Source organism: Myxococcus eversor (assembly GCF_010894455.1).
GTDB classification, from domain to species: Bacteria; Myxococcota; Myxococcia; order Myxococcales; family Myxococcaceae; genus Myxococcus; species Myxococcus eversor.
In genome coordinates this window covers 20,820-42,450 of the sequence record NZ_JAAIXY010000025.1, presented here as the reverse complement: position 1 = coordinate 42,450, position 21,631 = coordinate 20,820, and the positions used below count along the sequence as shown (strand labels likewise).

The window sequence follows — 21,631 nt, the reverse complement described above, 5'->3', positions numbered from 1 at the left end:
ATCGCAGGGAGATCTGAACGATGGAGCCCGGCGCTCGCTCCCCCTCCAGGCCACCCGTGACGGGTCTGACGCGGCGACGGGAGCATGCATTGCGGACCTCCTCGGCGGCCCCCACCGTATGGGACGACACCCCAGCGAGAGGAAAGCGCGATGGCCCGAAAGAAGATCGCCGAGGGATATGGCAGCACCAGCGAGCAACGCCAGCGGCAGCTCCAGGGCGACAGCTTTTCGGAACGTGCCCCTCACACCCCGGCCGAAGCCGAGGCCACCCGGAGCACTCCTGACAAGGACGGGACTGTCGTCACCGTCCATCCGCTGGAGGACGAGGACGAGACGGACCTCTGGCACGGCAAGCCGTGACCGCCGCGAGACGGGTGTCAGCGAGCAGACCTCGTCCTCGGTTCAGCGGGCGAGACACCGCTCCGCTGTGCTCACCCGTCGATGCTTCCCACGTCAACCGGGAAACGGTCGGATGAGAGTCGCTGGAGGCGAGGGCATGCGCATGGCAACCATTCGCCATGCGAACGCCCCGGGCTAGGCACGCATGAAGAGGAAATAGAGCAGCGCACTCAGCACCACGGAAACGAGGATGCTGCCCAGGCAGCCCAGCCGGTTCGAGAAGAAGAAGAACATGGGCGGAACAACCTAGGCACCCTCGCCCGAAATGGCACGGTACCCAAGGCAGCCCTCTCGAAGGATGAACGTAGAGGTGCTCGGGTGGCTGGCAAGAACAAGGTCCTGGTCAACGGGATGACCGTGGTCACCGCGAAGAGTGGCGGCAGGGTCATGGGCATGCCCGACTTCTGCCAGGTCCCGACTCCCGCGGGACCTCAGTTGACCCCGTTCACCAATACGGCCGAGGCCAGCGACCTGGCGAAGGGTTCGACCAGCGTCACCATTGGCGACGCTCCGGTGTGCCTTTCCAACTCCTCGCTAGCATCTTCCACTGGCAACGAGGCGGGGACCCTGGGTGGCGTTGCGTCGGGCACCAACAAGGGTGCGGCCCAGCCTGTGAACTTCTCATTCGATGTTCGCATCAATGGTGCAAACGTCGTTCGGAACTTTGACCTCTTCACCCTCAACGACAGGAACGTCCCGCCCTTTCCGATAGTCCAAGACGTTGCGAGCGTCCCATCCCCCGGACAAGCGGCTGATCCTGACTTGCCGAAATGCCCGCACTGCCAGGCAACAACCCATCCAGGCGTCACCCCGAAGATGGGCAAGAACATCGGCAACTCCCGGACGCTCGGCAAGAACATCTTCAAAGGGGGTTCAAAGCATGCTCATCCCTGGTACACGGGTGAGTCATCACTTCAAGCCCATCACATCATCTGCTGCGAAGCGATGAACACCGTCACCTGGGCGAAGCTCTGCCGACTCTTTGGCTATGACATCGACCGCAAGCAGAATGGGGTCATGCTGCCGGCTCGGATGAATGTGGCGTGTCAGGTGATGGCGCCACTCCACCGCTCCAACCACTCTCTCGGCATGGTCGATGGCAGCGCCGACCTCGCCTATGTCGGCGCGGTCAAGAAGATGCTCATCCGCTACGAGAGCAAAGCCGCGCGCGGGGCCTACTGCAAGGAACCCACGAAGCTCGCCGAGCAACTCGATGCGACCAGTGCCGAGATTCTGAAGAAGGTGGCTGCATTCGAGTGGGCGCTGACCGCCGACGGGCGAGACTACGCGCCCAGTGGCGTCGGCTGTGGGGACGCCACCAGTATTCCGGCCAAGGAGGCGCGAAGAGCGTGCAGCAGGGGCCGGCGCCACGACATCCGACACCCCAGTCAAAGGCACGTCTTGACGTCGCGCACGCTATCTCCCGGAGGATGAACCCCGATGCAAGGCGACTACTTCGTCATCAGCCGCGCGAACACCCCCGCCCACCCGTTACTCGAGTGGGACCAGGACCCGTGGGAGTTCCGTCGGGGGACTCCCGTTGCCGCGACGCAGCCCGTCCGGTTGAGACTGGGCGATCCGGTGCCCGCTTCTCCTTCCATGGTGGACCATCACAGCCTGCCGGACCCTGTCTTCTCTGGCCGCGTGAAGGAGGTCCTGGAACGTCTCGCGATTTCCGGCTCACAGCTCGTGCCGGCGGATGTCCGCATGCCGAACGGCGCCGTGCTCCGCTACTGGCTCCTGCACACCCATCAAGAGATTGCGTGCATGGACCGCGGCCTGTCGCGGTTCTCCATCGACCCCGATGGCGAGGTGCTGGGAATCGAGAAGCTCGTCCTCGATTCGAATGTGTTGAGGGCCGTCCCGGAGAGAGCGCGCCTGGTCTTCGCCCTGAAGGAAGACCTCGGCGTGCGGCTCTTTCACCGCTCTGTCGTCGAGGCGGTGCTGGGTGTCCAGCCACCACCGGAGGGCGTCCGCTTCTTCCCTGTGGCGGACTGGGATGACTCAGCCGACTTCCGGCCTTGAGCCTGCTCCATGGAGGCGAGCCCCACGAAAGAGGCCCTCACCCTCAGGCCCCGCCGCGCTTCAGCCGCTCCACGTAGTCCGGGGGCAGTCCGGCCGCCTGGGCGCCCCGCACGAGCGCCTCCACGAAGCGAGGGCTCACCGGGCCGTCCTGCGCCGCGCGCCTCGGGTTGGTGACGAAGGCCGTGGCCTCCACCTCCTGCCCGTCCACGAGCACCTTCACCGTGCGCTCCACGCACATGCCCGTCACGAAGCCTTCCTTGTGCTGGACGATGGGCCAGTCCTGGCCCTGGATCTCGAAGAGGCGCCCGAACACCTGGCCTCCCGTCGCATCCGCCAGCCCCGCCACCCGCCCGCCCCACCAGCGCGACGGGAAGTCGTAGACCAGGTCCACGTCCACCGCCTCCGCCAGCCGCCCTTCCGGCAGCTCGAAGAACCCATACGAGTGCTGCTGCTTCCACTCGTCGAACGCCGCCCGGTCCAGGATGGTGGAGTACGCGAAGTACAGCCGCTTCGCGTTCGGGTCCGCGCCCTCACGGGCCTTCATCACCATGTCGTAATGCGAATCCATGTGACTTCCCCTACCGCTCGTTCCGCCGCGAGGCGCCGTCCCGGAACACCGCCAGCACCCCGGACACGTCCAGCCGCGACGTCTTGATGAACAGCCGCAGCGCCCGCTCCACGTGCTCCGCCAGCGTGGCCATCTTCTCCAGCCGCTCCAGCCGCTCGCTTGGAACCGTGCCCGCCACCTCCGCCAGCCGCCTCGCCTCGGACAGGTCCGCGCGGATGCGCGCCACGAAGCCCGCCTCGCGCTCCTCGATGACGTGCCGCACCATCCGCACCAGGTCCGTCTCCGCGCCGTAGCGCCAGACCGTGTCCTGCGGCAGCCGCACCCGCTGGATGACGCCCCAGCGCTCCAAGTCGCGCAGCAGCATGGAGACGCCGCCCTTGGACAAATCCAGCTCGCGCTCGATTTCACCCGCCGTCAGCGGCTCGCCCCGCAGGTACAGGAGCGCCCACACCCGGCCCTGGTTGCGCTTGAAGCCCCAGAACTCGATGACATTGCCCACCGCGTCCACCGCGATGGCTTCCCACGGCGCGAGCCGGCCCTCGATGACCGGCGCATCCGGGTTGCTCGGACTCCCGTGTCCCCCCGTCCACAGGTAGCCCTTCATGCGGCCCGCCCCTGGACTTGCTCCGCGATTCCCGCCGACAGCTTGCGCGCCCAGCCCACCAGCTCCGCACCCGCGGGCTCGTGGGCGAAGTGGCCCAGCTTGTCCAACGCCGCTTCAATCTCCACGTTCATCCGCGCCATGGACGCCTCCACCGCGCCGGTGGCTTCAATCGCGGCGCCAATCTCCTTCGTGCGGTCGGGAGTGATCGTGGAGAAGGCCCACGCGTCCTTCAGCTTGCGCCGCAGGCTCTCGTCCTTGGCCACCGCCAGCAGGATGGGCATCGACGGGGTGCGCGAGTGCACGTCCGCGTACCGCGGCTTGCCCACGTCCGTGCCCAGGATGTCGCGGATGTCGTCGGCGATCTGGAACGCCACGCCCAGGTGACGGCCGAAGCCGTCGAAGCGGTCCACCGCCTCCGGAAGGTTCGCCAGCGTCGCCGCCGCGTGCCCGCACCAGCCGAACAGCGAGCCCGTCTTGCCCTCGGCGATGAAGCGCAGCCGGTTCATCGGAAGGTCCAAATCCCCGCGCGCCTCCACCTCGGCGATGGCCGCGCGGGTCATCTCGGAGACGACCGACAGCGCCGACAAGGTCAACCGGGAGTCGAGCTGCGCCAGGTGGTGAAGGCCGGTGGACAGGATGAGGTCGCCGCTCATCACCGCCACGATGTTGCCCCAGCGCGCATTCACTGTCGGGCGGCCCCGGCGGAACATGCCCGCGTCCACCACGTCGTCATGCAGCAGGCTCGCCGAGTGGATGAGCTCCGCCGCCACCGCCACGTCCACCAGCCGCTCCGGCGCCACACCCACCGCGCCGCCGAACAACCGCACCAGCATGGGACGCGCGCGCTTGCCGCCAGTGCCCACGCAGAGGTGCCGGGCCGCTTCCATCAGCGTGTCGCCCTTCACGTCCGGACCGGCGTTGCCATCCACCAGCGTGCTGTCGAGCCGCTGCTCCACCGCCGCCAGAAAGTCCGTGAGCTCCCGAGCCAGTTCCATGTGCGCCGTTCTCCTCGGACGTTCATATAGTTCAAGACCGCTTGAACTGCACCTGAATCCAGCGCCCCCTCCGGCCAGGGGGGCGGGCGGCCGGACTCGCCCGGGGTCCGAGCAGGCGGCCAGAGGGGGGACGAGGTCGGATTGAGGCCCCTGGGGGAGCCGTGCGACAGACGAAAGCGCCCCTCGATGAGCACCGCTGCCTTTCGTCGCTACGTCCTGAGCAGCTTCGCCTCGCTCGCCTCCGCCGTGCCCCTCTTCCGTCCGGGCTCGTCGCTGCCCGGCTCGGCCGCGCCCCTCCTGGGTGCGCCCCCGGCGGACAGCCCGGACGTCCCCTCGCACATGCCCGCCAAGAGGCTGCGCGCGACGCTGGGCGCATCCGTGGTGGAGGGCATGTTCACGGAGGTCTTCACCGCCTGCGCGGGCGCCACCGTGCTGACGGCGTGGGCCATCGCCCTGGGGCTGGGCCCGCTGCTGGTGGGAGTGATGACGGCGCTGCCGTTCCTCGCCCAGTTCGTGCAGTTCCCGGCCGCGTGGCTGACGTCCGCCTTCGGCCACCGGCGCGTGGCGCTCACGGCGGTGTGCCTGTCGCGACTGGTGATGTTCCCGCTGGCGCTCCTGCCCTGGTTGGACCTGGAGCTGGCGGCGCGGCAGCACCTGCTGCTCGTCGTCGCGGGGGCCTCGGCGGTGCTGGGCGTGGTGGGCAACAACGCGTGGGTGGCGTGGATGGGGGAGCTGGTGCCGCGCGCGGTGCGCGGACGCTTCTTCGGACGGCGCACCGCGCTCACCACCCTTTCGGGCACCCTGGCGTCACTCGGCGCGGGGCTGCTGATGGACCGGCTGCGTCCCGCCGAGGGACTGGGCGTGGCCCTGCCCCTGCTGGCGCTGGGCGCCTGCGTCATGGGGGTGGTGACGACGCTGCTGATGGCCAGCCAGCATGACCCCGCGCCACCGGGCACCACGCCCCCGCTGGAGTTGAGGGGCGCGCTGGTGCCGCTGAAGGACCCGCTGGCGCGGCGCGTGCTCACCTACCAGGTCGCCTGGAACGCGGCGGTGGGCGTGTCCGCGCCGTTCTTCGCGCTGCACAGCCTGCAGAACCTCAAGATGACCTTCGTCATCATGGCGCTGCATGCCGCGGCCGTCGCCGGGGTGCGCATCCTCACCGCGCCACTGTGGGGGAAGGTCATCGACAAGGTGGGCGCGCAGCCGGTGCTGCTGGCGTGCTCGCTGGGCATCGGCGTGATTCCCGCGCTGTGGCTCTTGCCGTCGGCGGGAACGCTATGGCCGCTGCTCTTCGACGTGCTGCTCGCCGGCGCGCTGTGGAGTGGCCACGGCCTGGCCATCTTCGCGCTGCCGCTCAGCGTGGCGCCGCGCAAGGGCCGGCCCTTCTACCTCGCCGCCTTCGCCACGGCGGGAGGCCTTGCCTACTCCCTCGCCGCCGCGCTGGGAGGCGCCATCGCCTCCGCCCTGCCCGAGCAGTTCATCCTCGGCGGCATGCCCTGGGTGAACCTGCACGTCCTCTTCGTCCTGTCGTCGGTGGCGCGGCTCGGAGCCGGCATGCTCGCCACGCGCCTGCCCGAGCCCGGTGCGCACCCCGTGACGTCGGTCAGCGCGCTCCTGTCCCGGCTGCTGCCGCGCGCCACGCGGGTGCTGGCGCCGCCGAGCACGGAGAGCCACCGCCCGGGCTGAAGCCCCGGCCGAGCCCGAGCCGCCGGGCCTCAGACCCGGTAGGCTCGAACGACCTCGGCCACCCTTTCGGAGAGCAGCTTCAGGGACACCGCGGAGTCGTTCGTGTTGGAGATGCGCTTCACCGTGTCTCCCATCAATGCGTTCAGCTCGTTGACGGCGGTGAAGATCTGCTCGATGCCCGTGGCCTGCTGGTTCACCGTCTGGGCGATCTGACGCGCGGCCGCGGTGCTGTCCTGGACGATGGTGGTGAGCTGGCGCAGCGTGTCCCCGGACGCGCGCGCCTGCATCAGTCCCGCCTCCATCCGCTGAGTCCCCTCGGCGGTGATCTGCACCGTGCCGGCGATGGCCTCGCCGATGTCGGAGAGGATCTTCCGCACCTGGTTCGTGGCTCGGATGGACTGGTCCGCCAGGGCGCGAATCTCCCGCGCCACCACCGCGAAGCCCTTGCCATGCTCACCGGAGCGCGCCGCTTCAATCGCCGCGTTCACCGCCAGGAGGTGCGACTGGTCCGCCAGGTCCTTCACCGTCTCCGTGATTCCACCAATCTGCTGCGTGCGCTCGCTCAGCGACATGATGCGCACGGTGATCTGCTCCACCTGCGAGCGCAGGTCCACCATGCCGTCGATGCTCGCGGCGACGGCGTCCTCGCCGGACTTGCCCAGCGCCTCCGCGCGCTCCGCCACCTCGATGACGGACTGCGCGGAGCTGGACGCCATGAGCGCCGTCTGGCGGATCTCCTGCGCCGTCACCTGCGTCTCCTGGACCGCGGCGGCCTGGCGGGAGACCATCTGGTTCTGCTCGTTCGCGGACTCGTTGAGTCCCATCACCGAGTCGCTGAGCAGCTCCGTGGACGAGTGGAGCTGGTGCAGGAGGTCCTTGAGCTTGCCCACCAGGATGCCCACCGCGCGCGCCAGGTCCCCGACCTCGTCCTGCGTGGCGATGTGCACCGGCTCACGCAGGTCCCCATGCTCGGCGATGCGCATCACCGCGCCGGTGAGCGCGATGAGCGGAGCGACGATGCGACGGCTGATGAGCCACGCCAGCGCCATCAACACCACCAGCGCCCCCAGCAGCACGAGGCGCATGCCGCTCACGATTCCATCGATGTGGCCCCGGGCCTCCGTGCGATTGAAGCCCACGTGCACGGAGCCCAGTCCGCCGGGCACCTGCGCGCCCATGTCCAGCAGCTCCACGTCCTCGGCCTGAAGGGGCGTGCCCTCCTTCGTGACGACCAGCTCGGAGGCGTGGTCGCGCAAGCTCTGCGCGTGGCGTCCCGACACGGCCACCAGCGCGCCCTTCGGGTCCACCAGCGCCACGTACGCCAGCGAGCCTTCTCGGGCCACGGCGTCCAACGTCGGCTGCACCTCGGACTGCTCGCGATTGCGCAGCAGATCCGCCATCGCCGAGGCGAGCGCCGTCGGCACCGCCGCGCTCATCGAATGGCCTTGCTCCTCGAAGGCCTCGCGAAGCCGAGGAATCGTGTACCCCACCGAGAGCAGGGCGAAGAACAGCGCCACGACGAGCGGCGCGAGGATGATTTTTTGGGAGAGTGAGATTCGCATCCGAGCACGAGGGAATGCAGGGCGAACGCGGCGCGGCCATTCTGGACACGTGACAGGAAAAGCCGCAACCCCACAGACGAACTCATGACGACACACTTTGAAGCAAGGGTCCGTCCGCACCCCAATTCCTCTCTTTTCACGAGGGAGCGCCGGGTGCGTGAGTTGTCAGAAAACTACCGCGTCATCACCCTTGAACCATGGCCGGCCAAGGAGACCCGTCACATGTGACGGAGGCGCTGGTGGAGCAGGGCCGCGCGCCGCCGCGTGAGCAACGGGGCCCTTCAGCCCGGGGCCCGCGTCGTCGTCGGGCGCGAGGCGCCCTTCGTGGTGGCCCCGCGCTCGCGGGTGATCTCCAGCAGCGTGACGAGCCGGCGCCGCGCGTCGACGACGTAGTGGACCCTCAGGTCCTCTACCTGGAAGGTGGCGGGCTTTGCCTGGGTCGTCGCGCCCAGCGAGGCCACGCATTCCAGCCGGGCCTGGATGGCGCGGTAGCATTCCTGGGAGAGCCGGGCGACCTGGTTCCAGGCCGCCGCGGAGATCTCCACGGTGCAGGGTCGATGGGTGTTCCTCTGGGACCTCATGGGGTGGTGGCCTACTGCAGGCCGCGCGCCACCACCCCTTTGAAGAAAACCGGACGGTTGGCGCCGGGACTGCTTGCGTCCCTGTAGAAACGTCAGCCGGCCCCCCCTTCTCTTTTCAGTGCAGCCCCGCGGGCTTCGACTCCTTGCCAGGCTCTTCGTCCAGGCACGCCAGGGCGGCGAGCAGCAGCGTCTCGCAGCCGAAGCGCAGGCAGTCGACCGAGGGGTCGAAGTACGGCGAGTGGTTCGACGGCAGGCCCTGGAACTTGTCCCAGAGCGTCTTGCCCGACGCCCGCTTCCACGCTTCGTGAGATGTGCCCCCGAAGAACCAGTAGACGAGCGGCACCTCGGCCCGCGAGTCCTCGGCGGACGTGCGCCCGTCGAAGAAGGGAAAGTCCTCGCTGCCGCTGGCCAGGCCCGTGTCGATGATGCGCTCGGCGCCGAACCAGGCCTCGTGCGCGGCACGGACCCGGGTGAAGTAGGAGTCGTCGTTCACCATCACCCGTGTGTGGTTCAGCACCTCGATGTCGGGCGGCTTGGGTGAGCGCCCCGCTTCACACTCTGCTTTCGCCATGCGGGTGATGGCCTCGAGCAACTGCTTCTGGAGGGCATCCGTCGGGGTGCGCACCGACAGCTCCAGCACCGCCTCGTCGGGGATGACATTGGAGCGGGAGCCCGCGTGGATGCTGCCCACGGTGATCACCGCGCCGCCGCGCGTGACGTCCACCTCGCGAGAGACGATGGTCTGCAGCCGTGTCACCAGATACGCGGCGATGACGACGGGGTCCACCGCGGTGTGGGGCTGCGAGCCGTGCCCGCCTTTGCCGAAGATGCGCACGCGCACGCTGGCGGAGGCCATCATGTTGGCACCGGGATGGTGCCCCACGAGTCCGACCTCCAGCGGAGCCACATGCTGGGCGAGCGCCACGTCGGGCTTGCCGAAGCGCTCATAGAGCCCGTCCTTCAGCATGGCCCGCGCGCCCTGAAGCGTCTCCTCCGCGGGCTGGGCCACCATCATCAGCGTGCCGCGCCAGTGGTGGCGCGAGTGGGCCAGCAGCTCCGCCACGCCCATCAGGCAGGTGATGTGGACGTCATGTCCGCACGCGTGCATCACCGGCACCGTCCCGCCGTGAGCGTCCTTCACGCGCACGTGGCTCGCGTCGGGGCGGCCGGTCTTCTCCTCCACGGGCAGCGCGTCCATGTCCGCGCGCAGCAGCACGGTGGGACCGGGGCCGTTCTTCAGCACCCCGACGACGCCGTGTTCGCCGACTCCAGTCGTCACTTCGAAGCCGCTGCGCTCCAACCACTTCGCCACCTTGGCCGCGGTCTGTTGCTCCTGCATGGACAGCTCGGGGTGCGCGTGCAGATCCCGATAGAACGCCTCCAACCTCGGAGCGAGCTGCTCGTGTGCGAGCGTCAGATTGGGACGCCAGGCGTGCGTGGGCTCGGTCCGTTGCAAGGTCTCTGATACTTCCATTCCACATCCTCCCCGATAGCGGCGGGGAAGATGTCCCTCTCCCGGCCAACGGGAGGGCGCTGATGGCGGCGTCATGACACCAATGTCCGTGGACCAACGGGCCTGCGTGCGTGCGCCGCTTCGCTGTCCTCGCCGCGACGCTCACCGCGCGCGCGGGGGCAATGGTCGCGAGTGGCTGAGTTCCCCACGTTGCCCCAGATGAAGACCACCATCTTGAGTCTGGGTGTGTTGTTGAGCCTCCTCGCGAGCCCCGCGCTGGCCGAGTCCAAGGAGGGCGAGGCGTGCACGCAGCCGTGCGGCGCGCGCTCCCGCCAGCTCAAGGGGCACACGTTCCTGTTTCCCATCCTCCAGCAGAGCGCGTTCGTCACCACCAACGTCGGCATCCGGGAAGGCCTCGCGCGCTATGACGTCCCGAACGTCCCGGTGAACGATTTGGAGCCGCTGGACGTCCTGCTCACTGGCGTCCAGCAGACGCTGGACCTGAGCCTGGGCATCACCGACTGGCTCGGTTTCACGGGCTACGCCAGGGCGGAGATCATCACCGGCACCAACGCGGATGGGTTGCTGGCCTCGGGCGCCACCGCGGACCTCCTCGGACAGTTGGGGGGCGTGGTGAGAATCTTTCGCAGCGACACGAGCGGCACGCAGCTCTCGTTCCGAGCGCACTATGGCTACAACCGGGGGCGGGAGATCACCCTGCTCCCGCTGGTCAACGCCATCGTCGGCACGCCCCAGGTGACGGTGGGGAACATCATCGATGGGGACCTGGGCCAGTTCCTCTTCGTGCCCCGGAAGGAGTCCAGCGCCCACGGTGGGCTCTACGTGGCGCAGTCCTTCGGCAAGATGTTCTCGATCCAGGCCTCGGGGGCGGCGGAATACGCGTGGCAGACGCGCCGCCCCTTCGACAGCGTCCTGGGAGACCGGTTCGAGCAGAAGACGAAGTCGCTCCGGGTCTTCCTGTCGGTCGCCGCGACATTGGACATCTACCCGGTGACGGCGGTGCCGCTGGCGGTGATGGGCGAGTACGTCTTCCGCACGGGGTTCCAGGAACGGGTGGACCAGGACAACCGGACGCTGAAGGACAGCACGGCGGCGCTGGGCATCTACTACTCCGGCCGCCCCAACCTCCAGCTCGGCCTCGGCGCGGTGAGGACCTTCAACGGTGAGCCGCGCCCAGGCCTGGGTTCACGGGGACGGGAGCTCGAATCCGGCGAGCCGTCCCTGAGCTACGGAGAGATCATCCTCCGCTATATCTGGTGAGCACTGCCCTCAGTGCCCCGCGCCGCTGGTGGCCTTCAGGCCGATGATGGCGACCAGCAGCATGGCGAGGAAGACGATGCGCAGCGGGGAGATGGGCTCATGGAAGAGCACCACGCCCAGCACCGCCGCGCCGAGCGCTCCGATGCCCACCCACACCGCGTAGGCCGTGCCGATGGGCAACGTCTTCGCGGCAGTGGACAGCAGGAACATGCTGGCGACGATGGCCACGCCCGTGAGGACGCTGGGGACAAGACGGGTGAAGCCCTCGGTGTACTTGAGGCCAATGGCCCAGCACACCTCGAGCAGCCCCGCGATGACGAGAATGATCCACGCCATGACGTACGACTCCTGAGATGAGCGTCGTCTTGTCGTGACCGGGTACGGCGCACCTCGTCCGGGCCCGCGGAAACCCACCCTGGGTCCCGCGGACGGCGAGGTCTATAGCGCCTCGCCCCTCTGGCTTCAACGACCTTGAGTCCCCCGCGATTCCCGCTCACTCGCTGATGCTTCGAACTCAGCGCGCGGGCACGCGCCCGCCAATCTCGGGGAAGCGTTCGTAGGCGTGCAAGAGCGCCTCCAGGTGTAAGGGGTTGTCGAGGTCGAGCGGCGTCTCTGTCAGCCGAACGACCCACCCGCCCGTCGCAGTGCGCCGCGCCCGAGAGAGGAGCGCTGCGTCGCGGGCTGGGTCCGGGAACCCGATGGCCTCCGCGGTGGCCGCCGACCAGTAGTTCAGCCACCCGAGATAATGGGGAATCTCAGGCGAGCGGAGGTGCTTGGGAAGGTTCAATGCAGGGAGCCCTCGGGGGGGGACATGCGGCAGCTCCATCGAGTGGCGAAACTGTTTCGCTATCTCCGGCGCCACTCCGTCTGGCAACACCCGCCCCCAGAACGCGCGTGCGCCTTCCGCAACGCCTTCCAGCGAATCCGCCGCGGCCTCGATGCTGGCCGCATCTAGCGGCAGCTCCACGTGGATATCGAGCAACGGCTGGCCGCCCGGCGATTGACGCCCGGATGTCTGCAATCCATAAACCGTCACCGGATAACGCTCGTCGCCGTTGCACAGCAGTGGGAACTCTCCGCGCACCGCCGCCTCAGCGAGCCACTCATTACGTTGCGGCAACGCGATAGGCCGCCCCGCCTCTGACAGCTTCCACTCCAAGCGAACATCTGAGTGCGCCCGTTCGATTCCGTGGACGACTGCGAGCGTGCGACCGTCGTTGCCCACGAGCGCAGGCGCGAAGACGATATGGATGAGGGTTCTCTGCTTGGTCATCGCTTGCACCCGGTCACGACGATATTGAGGGTAGGCTCCTGTTCGAGCAACGCGTCTTTGTGCCCTTGGGTGCTCACCCCAACGACGAATCCATAGCCACATGTCTCAGCGACGTCCCGCTCCACCTTGAGCAACGGCAATTGCTCCAGGACCGTCATCCGCCGGATGAAATGATTATACGTGTCGAATCGGTGGGTCTTGATCTCCCACAACACACGCACGCCCACTTGAAGCGCATCAAAGCTCACACCGCCAACGCGTACGTCCATTCCGGGATAACGGTTGGGCGGAAACGTGTCGGCGCATTCGTCATGCGGATCATCCTCGCCAGCATGCGGCACCGGGCTGGGCTCACACTCAGAACGGCGGTGCTCCTCCGTCACCGGGGCAGGCGGGCCCTTCCTGTTCACGTTGGACCTCTCCGGCGAAGGGTCCGCCTCCGGTTCTTGTGAGCCCCGAGGAGCGTCTCCGGCCCAAAGCCCCGGCTCCTGGGTGGGTGGCAACACGCGCTTGTGCGGGCTCTGTGGCAGGGGTTGGGGGCGAACCTGCCCCGGCTTGACCAGGGGTGGGTAGGCCCGTGCCGGGCACAGCGGGTGGGCGCAGAGGCGCCCAAGCGTAGGGCGCAGGCGCCTCCTGAGAGGTCGCGCACCCAGCTACGACTCCGGCAACCGCAACTACCTGGCCGAGCGCGCTGCGAAGTCGGAAGTTCACTCCACTTGCTTTCATCGAAGAAGGGGCCGAGCCGCGCCGACGCTCCTTCAATAGCACCTTGCCGTGCCCAACTGGGCCTTCCCTACAGTTTGGGCGTAGCCCGGCAAGTAGGAGTCAAAGTGCGCCCCAATCACGATTGCCGTCATCCACCATGGGCAGCAGCCCAGGAGTCCCCTCACCCCTGTGACACGGACGGCGTCTCCGTCACCGGCGTCACCTTCGTGCGCGGAGCCACCTGCCGCTGCATCGCGGTGTCGGCGATGCGACGGATGAGCGCCGGATAGGACAGCCCCCGCTCCCTCGCACCGAGCGCCACCTCGCACTGCGCCTCCAGGTAGGGATTCGGATTCACCTCCAGCAGGAACGGGTCCTTCGTCCCACTGGACACCCTGAAATCAATGCGCGCGTAGTCGCTCAGCTTGAGCGCGCGGAACGCGGTGATGGCGGCGCGGGAGATGCGCCCGAGCAACTCGTCCGACAAGTCCGTGGGCAACACCAGCCTCGGGCTGCCCGCCGTCTCCGGGCCGAACTTCACCTCCCGGTTGGCGATCTTCATCCGCTTGCGGCTCCACTTCTTGCCGAAATCCAGCTCCACCACCGGCAGGACTTCCGGCCGCGTGGGGTCTCCGAGCACGCCCACGTACAACTCGCGCCCCTCGATGAACTCCTCCGCGAGCGCCTCGTCGCCGAACTCCTCTCGAATCCTCCGCACCCGCCGCGCCAGCCCCTCCAGGTCCTTCTCCACGCCCAGGCCCAACGACGCATCCGAGCGCGCCGGCTTCACCACCACCGGGAAGCGCAAGTCCCCACTCGTCTGCAACGAAGCCCCGTCGAACGTGGCGAACCTTGGCGTGAGCACCCCGTGGTACTGGAGCAACTGCTTGGTGAGGATCTTGTCCTGCGCCAGCAACAACCCCGCCGTTCCCGAGCCCGTGAAGGGCACGCGCGCCAGCTCCAGCATCGCCGCGACGTTGACCTCCAGCCGGTAGTCATCCGCGAATGTCTCGCAGATGTTGAAGACCAGGTCGGCGCGGCAGCGGCCCACCTGGCGGACCAGGTCGGAGACGCTCTCGTCCACGCCGATGGCCACCGTCTCATGTCCCCCCTCCTGGAGCGCCGAGCACACCTGCCCCATCACAGGGTCCGGCGGCTCTCCCTTGGGCTGATAATGGAGGACCGCGATACGCCAGGGGCCAGGGGCCATGTTCACTCCTCGAAGAAGCGGTCGGTGTAGAGGTGGTTCATCGCCAGCGCCGTCACGAGCGAGGCGATGCGCAGCGCGGCCTCCCGGCTGTCATCGGGATGAAGCGTGAGCCCCAGGGACGCGGTCCTGTCTCCCAGGTGGTCCAGCAGCGCGCGCACCACGCTCGGGCTGACGCCCGTGTAGTGGCCCACGCTCGACAGGAGCCGCTGCCGCTCGGCGCGCACCAGCGTCTCCGCGCGCACGGGCGCCACGCCGGGCCCCTCGAAGATGTCCTCCAGGAACTGGTCGAACGCGTCGCGCAGCTCCAGGTCCACCTTCTCGTCCAGCTCCCGCTGACGGTAGTGGTCGAGCACCGTGCCCTCCATCTCCTCCGTCGTCAGGTCCGGCTGCGCCAACCGCACGAGCGGCGGCGTGCGGCCCAGCCGCGCCACCGTCTCCTCCACGTACTGGAGCTTCCGCAGCGCCCCCCAGCCCTGGTAGCGCTTGCGCCAGTCGCTGTCAGGCGTGAGCCACACCGCGAACGTCTCCGCGAAGTCCTCGTCCGGGTGCTTCTGCGCGTACCAGCCCGCGATGTGGTGGACGTAGCGCCGGGAGAAGGGCCGCGCCTTGTAGTCGTCCCGGTATGGCCGCGAGTAGTCGCCGAACACCTTGCGCCACTCCTCCGTCTCGTAGAGCTGGTAGGCGTAGTTGAAGGCGTGCCCGGCCTCGTGGCGCAGGTACATGAGGATCTCCCCCTCCGTCTCCACGCTGCCGCCCAGCTCCGCCTCGATGGAGTGCAGGTCCGGGTCCGCCAGGTAGAACGGCACGCCGATGACGGGCACGCCGGAGGGACAGCCCCACTCGTCGGACAGGTAGCACTGGGGCTTGAAGGAGATGCCTCGCGCCTCCAGCTCCGCGTGGAGCTGGTCGATGTGCCGCTCCAACGGCGTCCCCGCCAGCCGCAGCGACAAATCCTTGATGCGGGCCTGGAGGAGCTGCTCGCGCCGGGCAGGAAGTCCGCCACGTCCATCGCCCTGCTGGGCCGGGTGCTTCTCGCGCAGGGGAAAGGCGGGATGGGAGGGAGGAGTCCACATGCCCTCTTCTAGATAGGAAGCCCCGCGCCAGGCGGGCAGCCCGGGGCACCCGCACAGCGGGCAGCCAGCCAAGGCCCCGCCGTGTCGCCCGTCAATGCGGAGCCGGTGACGACGGCGGCTCGACGCTGGGGAGCACGTCTTCGCCACGTCGCTGGAAGCGGGCCACCGCGGCCTCGACGGTGAGGTAGACGTTCTCCTCGCCCAGCCGCTCCATCATCCCCGTGCGCCGCAGCATTCCCCGCAGCGGCGCGTTCGCATCGGCGATGACCAGGACGATGCCCTCCTCTTCCAGTTCGTGGCGGAGCTTCTCCAGTCCCTCCGCGGCGGTGATGTCCAGGTCGAACACGGCGCTCGCGTCCAGCACCACCTCGCGCACTGGCGGCGACGCCTCCGCGACCAACGCGCGCAGCTGCTCCCGGAGGTGGCGGGCATTGGCGAAGAACATCGGCGCGTCGAAGCGATAGACGAGGAGCCCTGGCAGCGTGTGCGTGCCCGCATGGCGGGAGACGTCGTGCCAGCCCGGGATGCCCTCGCGCTCGCCGAGGACCGCGTCGTGAGGGTGCGCCGCGCGACGGATGAGGTCCCCCAGCGCCAGCGCCACGGCGATGAGGATGCCCTGCAGGATGCCGAGCACCAGCACGCCCAGCGTGGTCGCCACCGCGAGCGCCGCCTCCACGCGCCGCACCCGCCACAGCCTGGCGATGGCGCCCAGGTCCATCAGGTACACGGCCGCGACGATGACGATGCCCCCGAGCGTCACCAGCGGGAGGCTCTGGAGCAGCGGCGTGAAGAAGATCGCGAACACGGCGACCAGCACGGCGGCGATGACGCCCACCAACTGCGACTTGCCGCCCATGGCGTCATTGACGGCGGTGCGCGAGTCGCTGCCCGTCACCGGAAAGCCCTGCGTGAAGGCGTTGGCCAGGTTCGCGGCGGCCTGCCCGAGCAGCTCCTGGTTGCCGTCCAGGCGATAGCCATGCTTGTCCGCGTAGAGGCGGCCGGCGAGCACGGAACTGGCGTAGTTGACCAGCGCGAGGCTCAGCGCGGCCGGGAGCAACGCCCGGACATCCGCGAAGCCCACCGAGGGCAGCCCCAGGGACGGCGGCGCGGCGGCGATGGGCCCGACGACCTTCACGCCCCCATGCTGGAGCTGGAACACCGAGGCGAGCACGGTGGTGAGCACCACGAGGATGAGCGGCCCGGGCAATTTCGGCAGGAAGCGCCGCAGCAGCACCAGGACGAAGACGATGCCCAGCCCGAGCAGCAGCGTGGGCACATGCGTCCGGCTCAAGCCCTGGCCCACTTCCACCAACTGGCCGGGAAAGTCATTGGCCTTGCGCTCCAGGCCGAACATCCGCGCGAGCTGACTGCCGATGATGATGAGCGCCGCGCCGTTGGTGTAGCCGATGAGGATGGGCTTGGAGAGGAAGTCCGCGAGCGCCCCCGTCTTGAACAGGCCCGCCGCGAGGCTGATGAGCCCCACCATCATCGCCAGCAGCGCCGCGAGCGAGGCATACCGCGCGGGGTCCGCGCCCGCCGCGACACCGCCCAGCGCGCTCGCGGCGATGATGGCCGCGCCGGCCTCGGGGCCGAGCATCAGGTGCCGGGAGGGACCGAACAGCGCATATGCCAGCATGGCGATGACGCCCGCATACAGTCCGGCGGCGGGCCTGACGCCGACAATCTGCGCGTAGGCCAGGCCTTGCGGCACCAGCATGGCGCCAATCGTCACCGCGGAGAGCAGGTCCGGACGCAGCCAGGACCTGGAGTAGCCCTCCACCCAGCGCAGGCCCGGGATGAACCGGCGCGCGCTCCGCCATCCGATTGTGGCCGTGAGCTTCATCGTCTGGCATCGCTCCGGTGAGAACCCGCGCGCTGACGATGCATCGCCCGCGAGTCCTCCGCACGGTCCGCCGGGGAGGGACAGGCACGCGGGCGAGCACTGCTCGCGAGCTGACGGAAAGGAGCCCGGCAGGGTCCGGCGAGCCTGGGACACTCCGAGCCCACGCGCCGCCGCGTCCCCAGCTTCAGCCGACCATGACAGGAGGGGGTTCCATGTCTCGCTACTTCGCCATATCCGCGCTGTTGGCCATGCTGCTCGCCGCGCCGCCCGCCCTGGGAGGAACGTTGAGACAGGCGGCCGAAGCCACGGAGGGCTTCATCGAGGAAGAGCCGCCCCTGGCCGGCAGCTTCACGTTCAACCTGGGGCTGGGCGTCGTCTTTCCGACCTTCGAAACCAACAGCCGGTTCAAGACGGGCTGGAGCTTCCTGCTCGGCGCGGGCTATCACTTCACCGAGCGGATCGCCGTCGTCGCGGAGTACCAGTACAGCGATTACGACTTGAAGAGCGACCTCCTCGCGGACACCAGCTTCTCCGGCGACCACATCATGCAGTACGGAGATCTCAACCTGATCCTCGGCCTGGCGCCTCGCGGGCGGTTCGGCGTGTACATCACCGGTGGCCCGGGTCTGTACTACCGCAAGGTGGAGGTCACCCAGTTCGCCGGCGCGGAGTTCGTCCCCGTCTGCGACCCGTGGCTGCTCTTCTGCGACAGCGAGCTGGTTCCGGTGGACACCCTCGTCGGCTCGCGCAGCACGACGGACTTCGGGTTGAACGGTGGCATCGGTGTCTCCTACCGCGTCTATGGACCGATGCGCGTCTACCTGGAGGCGCGCTACCACTTCATCTTCGGTCCTGAGTACTCGACGCCCACGGGCTCGCGCCGCGCGAACGGCCAGTACCTCCCCATCAACCTGGGCCTGCGTTTCTGACGCCTTGGTGGCGGACGCTGGCTCCGCTGCCCGCCGCTCCCCGCGGGGCTCCTCCTTCGAGGAGGGGGCCACGCATTACCCTGGAACAGGAACCTGGAGGGACGCTCGCATGAGAAGCCAAGCGCGCCACGCCACCATGCTCGTGGGAGCCGCCGTCGTCGGTCTGGCGGTCATCGCCTACGCTCAGGGACAGCCTCCTCCCGTACAGCCGCACCCGCACGGAGTCTTTGGCGCGGTGCTGGACTACCTGCGCCGCCAGCCCTTCATCTTGATGTTCCTCGTGGTGGCCGCGGGCTATGCCCTGGGCGAGGTGAAGGTGAAGGGCGTGGGCATGGGCTCGACAGCGGCGACGCTGCTGCTGGCCCTCATCGTCAGCTTCTGGGCCTTCGAATCCTACAAGATTGAGTACTCCCTGCCGGAGTTCACCAGCACGGTGTTCTTCAACCTCTTCATCTTCGCCATCGGAATGAAGGTGGGGCCGCAGTTCCTCGGTGGCATCCACCGCGAGGGCAAGCACCTCATCATCCTCTCGCTGATCGTACCGCTGCTCTCGTCGGCCCTCGTCTATGTCTCGCGCTACTTCACGCACCTGGCGCCGGGGTTGCTCGCCGGTATCCTCTCCGGCGCGAACACGGCCACGCCGGGCTTCGGCGCGGCGCGGGCGGCCTTGGCCAGTGGCTCCGCGGCGCTGACGGGGGACGCGGCACGCGACGCGCCGGGCAATCTCACCACGTCGTACGCGTTCCTCTACTGCATCAGCATGGTGGTCTTCACGGTGTTGATGTCGGTGATGCCCAAGATGTTCGGCAGGGACGCGGTGGCGGACGGCAAGGAGATGGAGAAGGAGCTGATGGGCGAGGACTCCGCGCCGCTGCCGGGAACCGCGGACTCGTTCATCCGGGGCTACATGCCGTTGGACTTGCGAGTGTTCCGCGTGGAGAACCCGGCGCTGGAGGGGCGCACGGTGGCGGACCTGGACCATGCGCATCCCCGGGTGGCCATCGAGCGCGTCTACCATCAGGGGCGCGTCTACAATCCTCCACCGGACCTGGTGCTGAACCGCGGTGACGAGGTGGCGATGCTCGGGCCGGTGTCACTGCTGCTGGCGGGCGGGCCGCACATCGGGCCGGAGGTGGACGACTCGCAGCTGCGGAACGTGAAGTTCGACACGGTGGAGTTCATCGTCCACAACAAGGACGTCATCGGGAAGACGTTGGGGGCACTGGCGCTGCGGATGGGCCAGGGCATCTACCTCAACGCCCTCTTCCGGGCAGGAGATCAGCTCCCGGTGAGTCGGGACCAGGCCATCAACCGGGGCGACGTGCTGCGCATCACCGGCAGTCCCAAGCGGGTGGCGGAGCTGCGCAAGGTGCTGGGGCCCGCGGTGAAGCCCAGCCTGTCCACGGACATCATCACGTTGGGCCTGGGGCTCGCGGCGGGTGCGTTCCTCGGCGCCATCACCGTTCCGCTGTTCGGCATCCAGTTCAGCCTGGGCTCGGCGGTGGGTCTGCTCATCATCAGCATCGGCCTGAGCATCCTGCGCACGCGCAATCCGGCGTTCGGCGGTCCCTTCCCGGAGTCCGCGCGGCAGTTGCTCGAGGATGTCGGGCTGAATGTCTTCATCGCCATCCTGGGGCTGAACTCGGGCGCGGGTGTGGCGCATGCCATCGCGGGCGGACTCCTGGGGCCCACGCTCATCATCGGCTCCATCGCGGCCTTCGTTCCTCCCATCATTGGTTGGATGGTGGGTCAGTACATCTTCAAGATGAACAGCGCGGTGTTGATGGGGGCCATCGCTGGCGCGCGCTGCAACAGCGCCGGCATGAGGGCCGCGCAGGAGGCGTCGAAGAGCATTGTCCCGGCGATTGGATATCCGGTGACGTTCGCCATCTCCAACCTGCTGCTCACCTTCATCTGCTACCTGTTCGCCCTGATGGGCTGAGGAAGTACGCCTCGAGCACTGGCGCGAGCGCCGCAATCGAGACGTTGTGCGTCTGGTCCGGAATCACTTGCAGCGTCCCCTCCCGGAGCCTCGCGGCCACTGCTTTCGCGCCATCCATCATCCACCCGGGACTGGCGCCGCCAGCGACGACGAGGCCCGGCGTACCGATAGACGCCAGCAGCGCGTCGGGAAGGCCACCGCCGTCCGCGTCCCGCGCGAACCGCGAAATCGGCAGCCCCGCGCCAACGGCTTCGAGCACCAGCGCCGCTCCAGACGACATCCCGTAGGCCATCGCCCTCCCACCGGCCTCGGCAATCACCGCCGCGAGATCCTCGACCTCGCGAGCCACCGCCTGAACGCGGGCCAGGATCTTCTCCATCTTGTCGAACCGGCCTTCCCAGAGGCGCCGGTAGCCGTCCAGCCACGTGTCGACCTGCTGAAGAGGACCGAGCGAAATCCGACTGGGCCTCCGCTGCGCGTCGCGACTTTTGGTGATCAACCCCGCCTGCTCCAGCACGCTGACGTGTTTGGAGATGGCGCGGACGCACGATGATGGCGGCGCTGGCAATCCACCCGGGCTGGCGTGACAGCCTTCACCGGGAGGACTCAGTGCTTCTTCTTCAGTGGGAACAGGAAGGAGAGCTGGACTCGGAGCTGCCACTCGGCGCTCCCCGGCAGGTCGGGACGAATCGCGTTGTAGTAGGCCGACACGGAGCCATTCAGGGCCTGCTTGCCCACGGTGAAGACCTTCCCTGCCCCCAGGCCGAAAGGAACGGTCCACCGCTCTCCAGAGGGCCCCTCCCAGTTCGCCGTGAGGATGGGCGCCGACGTCACGTACCAGCCCTTCGGAAGGTTGCAGGTGATGAAGTACTGGAGCAGCAGCTGGTTCACCGTCCCCCGGTCATCATCACCGAACACGGAGAACACGTTGCTGGCCAGCACGCCGATGGACCAGGGCGACGGCTGAACCAGCACCACCACGGACGGCCCCACGCTCCACTTGCCCGTGCCCAATACGTCCGCCGTCCCCGTCGGCAACAGGAACGCCGGGCCCACGCCCCAGATGAAGAGCCCCGGCTTCTTCGGCGCCACGAAGAACGTCGCTGATGTGTCTCCCAACCCGAACGTCCCGCCACTCCCGTCGGCCAGGTCCGGTTGATAGAGGATGGGCAGGATGACCCGCGCGATGAGGTTGAATTCCCGCGTCAGCGGCAGCGGTACCACGGGCTGGATGTTGAGCGTGTTCCTCACCCGCTCCCCAGGCTCCACGCCCAGGTCCAGGTTGTCTTGAAGTGGAACGCTGATGAGGTCGGCCACCGGATTCTGCACCGCCTTCGCCAGGTCCTGCTGGTCCGCGCCCTCGCCTCCAGCCGGCGCGGAAGCCGGCGCTTCAGCGGACGAGAGCAGCGGGATGACCAGCAGCATCGCCAGGACCAACGACCCGCATTGCCTCGCGCTCGGTGCTCGCATCCATCCCCCTGTGCCAGCAGCGGCACCGGGTG

Annotated in this window: 21 protein-coding genes and 1 riboswitch; of the genes, 7 read left to right on the top strand and 14 right to left on the bottom strand. The window is 68.2% G+C overall.

The genetic code is table 11. The features are described 5' to 3' along the window. Positions 1-150: 150 nt before the first annotated feature. The 3 genes from G4D83_RS37825 (at position 151) to G4D83_RS37815 (ending at position 2,424) form a co-directional block, all read left to right on the top strand. Positions 151-360 carry a hypothetical protein gene (locus G4D83_RS37825; RefSeq protein WP_163869783.1) on the top strand — a complete coding sequence of 70 codons (210 nt, stop codon included), beginning with the start codon at positions 151-153 and terminating at the stop codon, positions 358-360. 357 nt (positions 361-717) lie between these two features. Next, a complete protein-coding gene (locus tag G4D83_RS37820) occupies positions 718-1,833 on the top strand; it encodes a PAAR-like domain-containing protein (RefSeq protein ID WP_163869782.1) in 1,116 nt (371 codons plus the stop codon). Positions 1,834-1,839: 6 nt separating this feature from the next. Beyond that, positions 1,840-2,424, top strand: a complete 585-nt coding sequence (locus G4D83_RS37815; protein ID WP_163869781.1) for an imm11 family protein — start codon at positions 1,840-1,842, stop codon at positions 2,422-2,424. 43 nt (positions 2,425-2,467) lie between these two features. On the opposite strand, the gene G4D83_RS37810 is transcribed toward G4D83_RS37815, so the two are convergent. Genes G4D83_RS37810 through G4D83_RS37800 form a run of 3 tightly spaced genes read right to left on the bottom strand, consistent with a single transcriptional unit; the run spans position 2,468 to position 4,591 of the window. Further along, complete coding sequence (locus G4D83_RS37810) at positions 2,468-2,992, bottom strand: gamma-glutamylcyclotransferase (protein ID WP_163869780.1); 525 nt, start codon at positions 2,990-2,992, stop codon at positions 2,468-2,470. A gap of 10 nt (positions 2,993-3,002) precedes the next feature. After that, positions 3,003-3,596 (bottom strand): GbsR/MarR family transcriptional regulator, encoded by a 594-nt coding sequence (locus G4D83_RS37805; protein WP_163869779.1) that lies wholly within the window; start codon positions 3,594-3,596, stop codon positions 3,003-3,005. Further along, the gene (locus G4D83_RS37800) at positions 3,593-4,591 is read right to left on the bottom strand and encodes a polyprenyl synthetase family protein (protein ID WP_163869778.1); all 999 of its coding nucleotides are present in this window, start codon (positions 4,589-4,591) and stop codon (positions 3,593-3,595) included. The genes G4D83_RS37805 and G4D83_RS37800 overlap by 4 nt, the downstream gene beginning before the upstream one ends. A 186-nt stretch (positions 4,592-4,777) precedes the next feature. Here G4D83_RS37800 and G4D83_RS37795 point away from each other — a divergent pair, with 186 nt between their 5' ends. Continuing rightward, on the top strand, positions 4,778-6,277 hold the full coding sequence (locus G4D83_RS37795; RefSeq protein ID WP_163869777.1) for an MFS transporter: 1,500 nt from the start codon (positions 4,778-4,780) through the stop codon (positions 6,275-6,277). Between the two features lie 29 nt (positions 6,278-6,306). On the opposite strand, the gene G4D83_RS37790 is transcribed toward G4D83_RS37795, so the two are convergent. From G4D83_RS37790 to G4D83_RS37780, 3 genes are all read right to left on the bottom strand, one after another. Beyond that, positions 6,307-7,839 carry a methyl-accepting chemotaxis protein gene (locus tag G4D83_RS37790; RefSeq protein WP_163869776.1) on the bottom strand — a complete coding sequence of 511 codons (1,533 nt, stop codon included), beginning with the start codon at positions 7,837-7,839 and terminating at the stop codon, positions 6,307-6,309. 281 nt (positions 7,840-8,120) lie between these two features. After that, positions 8,121-8,420 (bottom strand): hypothetical protein, encoded by a 300-nt coding sequence (locus G4D83_RS37785; RefSeq protein ID WP_163869775.1) that lies wholly within the window; start codon positions 8,418-8,420, stop codon positions 8,121-8,123. Positions 8,421-8,535: 115 nt separating this feature from the next. After that, entirely contained in the window at positions 8,536-9,894 is a 1,359-nt protein-coding gene (locus tag G4D83_RS37780; protein ID WP_163869774.1) for an amidohydrolase, read from the bottom strand. Between the two features lie 198 nt (positions 9,895-10,092). On the opposite strand from G4D83_RS37780, the gene G4D83_RS37775 reads away from it, so the two are divergent. Next, a complete protein-coding gene (locus tag G4D83_RS37775) occupies positions 10,093-11,154 on the top strand; it encodes a hypothetical protein (protein WP_163869773.1) in 1,062 nt (353 codons plus the stop codon). A 9-nt stretch (positions 11,155-11,163) separates the two neighbouring features. Here the strand turns inward: G4D83_RS37775 and sugE are convergent, their stop codons facing one another. The 6 genes from sugE to G4D83_RS37745 form a co-directional block, all read right to left on the bottom strand. Next, entirely contained in the window at positions 11,164-11,490 is a 327-nt protein-coding gene (sugE, locus tag G4D83_RS37770) for a quaternary ammonium compound efflux SMR transporter SugE (protein ID WP_163869772.1), read from the bottom strand. 18 nt (positions 11,491-11,508) lie between these two features. After that, positions 11,509-11,566, bottom strand: a riboswitch (guanidine-III (ykkC-III) riboswitch). A 102-nt stretch (positions 11,567-11,668) separates the two neighbouring features. Then, positions 11,669-12,427, bottom strand: a complete 759-nt coding sequence (locus G4D83_RS37765) for a DUF5953 family protein (protein WP_163869771.1) — start codon at positions 12,425-12,427, stop codon at positions 11,669-11,671. Then, complete coding sequence (locus G4D83_RS46570) at positions 12,424-12,837, bottom strand: DUF6310 domain-containing protein (RefSeq protein ID WP_240357046.1); 414 nt, start codon at positions 12,835-12,837, stop codon at positions 12,424-12,426. Before G4D83_RS46570 ends, G4D83_RS37765 begins: the two co-directional genes overlap by 4 nt. Before the next feature lie 476 nt (positions 12,838-13,313). Then, entirely contained in the window at positions 13,314-14,342 is a 1,029-nt protein-coding gene (locus G4D83_RS37755; RefSeq protein WP_163869770.1) for a D-alanine--D-alanine ligase family protein, read from the bottom strand. Between the two features lie 2 nt (positions 14,343-14,344). Beyond that, the gene (locus G4D83_RS37750) at positions 14,345-15,415 is read right to left on the bottom strand and encodes a putative zinc-binding metallopeptidase (RefSeq protein WP_163869769.1); all 1,071 of its coding nucleotides are present in this window, start codon (positions 15,413-15,415) and stop codon (positions 14,345-14,347) included. 91 nt (positions 15,416-15,506) lie between these two features. Continuing rightward, the gene (locus G4D83_RS37745; RefSeq protein WP_163869768.1) at positions 15,507-17,258 is read right to left on the bottom strand and encodes a SulP family inorganic anion transporter; all 1,752 of its coding nucleotides are present in this window, start codon (positions 17,256-17,258) and stop codon (positions 15,507-15,509) included. Between the two features lie 212 nt (positions 17,259-17,470). Between G4D83_RS37745 and G4D83_RS37740 the strand changes: the two genes are divergently transcribed. Together G4D83_RS37740 and G4D83_RS37735 are read left to right on the top strand one after the other, a co-directional pair. Beyond that, a complete protein-coding gene (locus G4D83_RS37740) occupies positions 17,471-18,187 on the top strand; it encodes a porin family protein (RefSeq protein ID WP_163869767.1) in 717 nt (238 codons plus the stop codon). 109 nt (positions 18,188-18,296) lie between these two features. Next, the gene (locus G4D83_RS37735) at positions 18,297-20,129 is read left to right on the top strand and encodes an aspartate:alanine exchanger family transporter (RefSeq protein WP_163869766.1); all 1,833 of its coding nucleotides are present in this window, start codon (positions 18,297-18,299) and stop codon (positions 20,127-20,129) included. Here G4D83_RS37735 and G4D83_RS37730 read toward each other — a convergent pair. Both G4D83_RS37730 and G4D83_RS37725 read right to left on the bottom strand, forming a co-directional pair. After that, on the bottom strand, positions 20,098-20,646 hold the full coding sequence (locus G4D83_RS37730; RefSeq protein WP_163869765.1) for an alpha/beta fold hydrolase: 549 nt from the start codon (positions 20,644-20,646) through the stop codon (positions 20,098-20,100). The genes G4D83_RS37735 and G4D83_RS37730 overlap by 32 nt on opposite strands. A gap of 89 nt (positions 20,647-20,735) precedes the next feature. Beyond that, complete coding sequence (locus tag G4D83_RS37725) at positions 20,736-21,599, bottom strand: transporter family protein (RefSeq protein ID WP_163869764.1); 864 nt, start codon at positions 21,597-21,599, stop codon at positions 20,736-20,738. Positions 21,600-21,631: the final 32 nt, after the last annotated feature.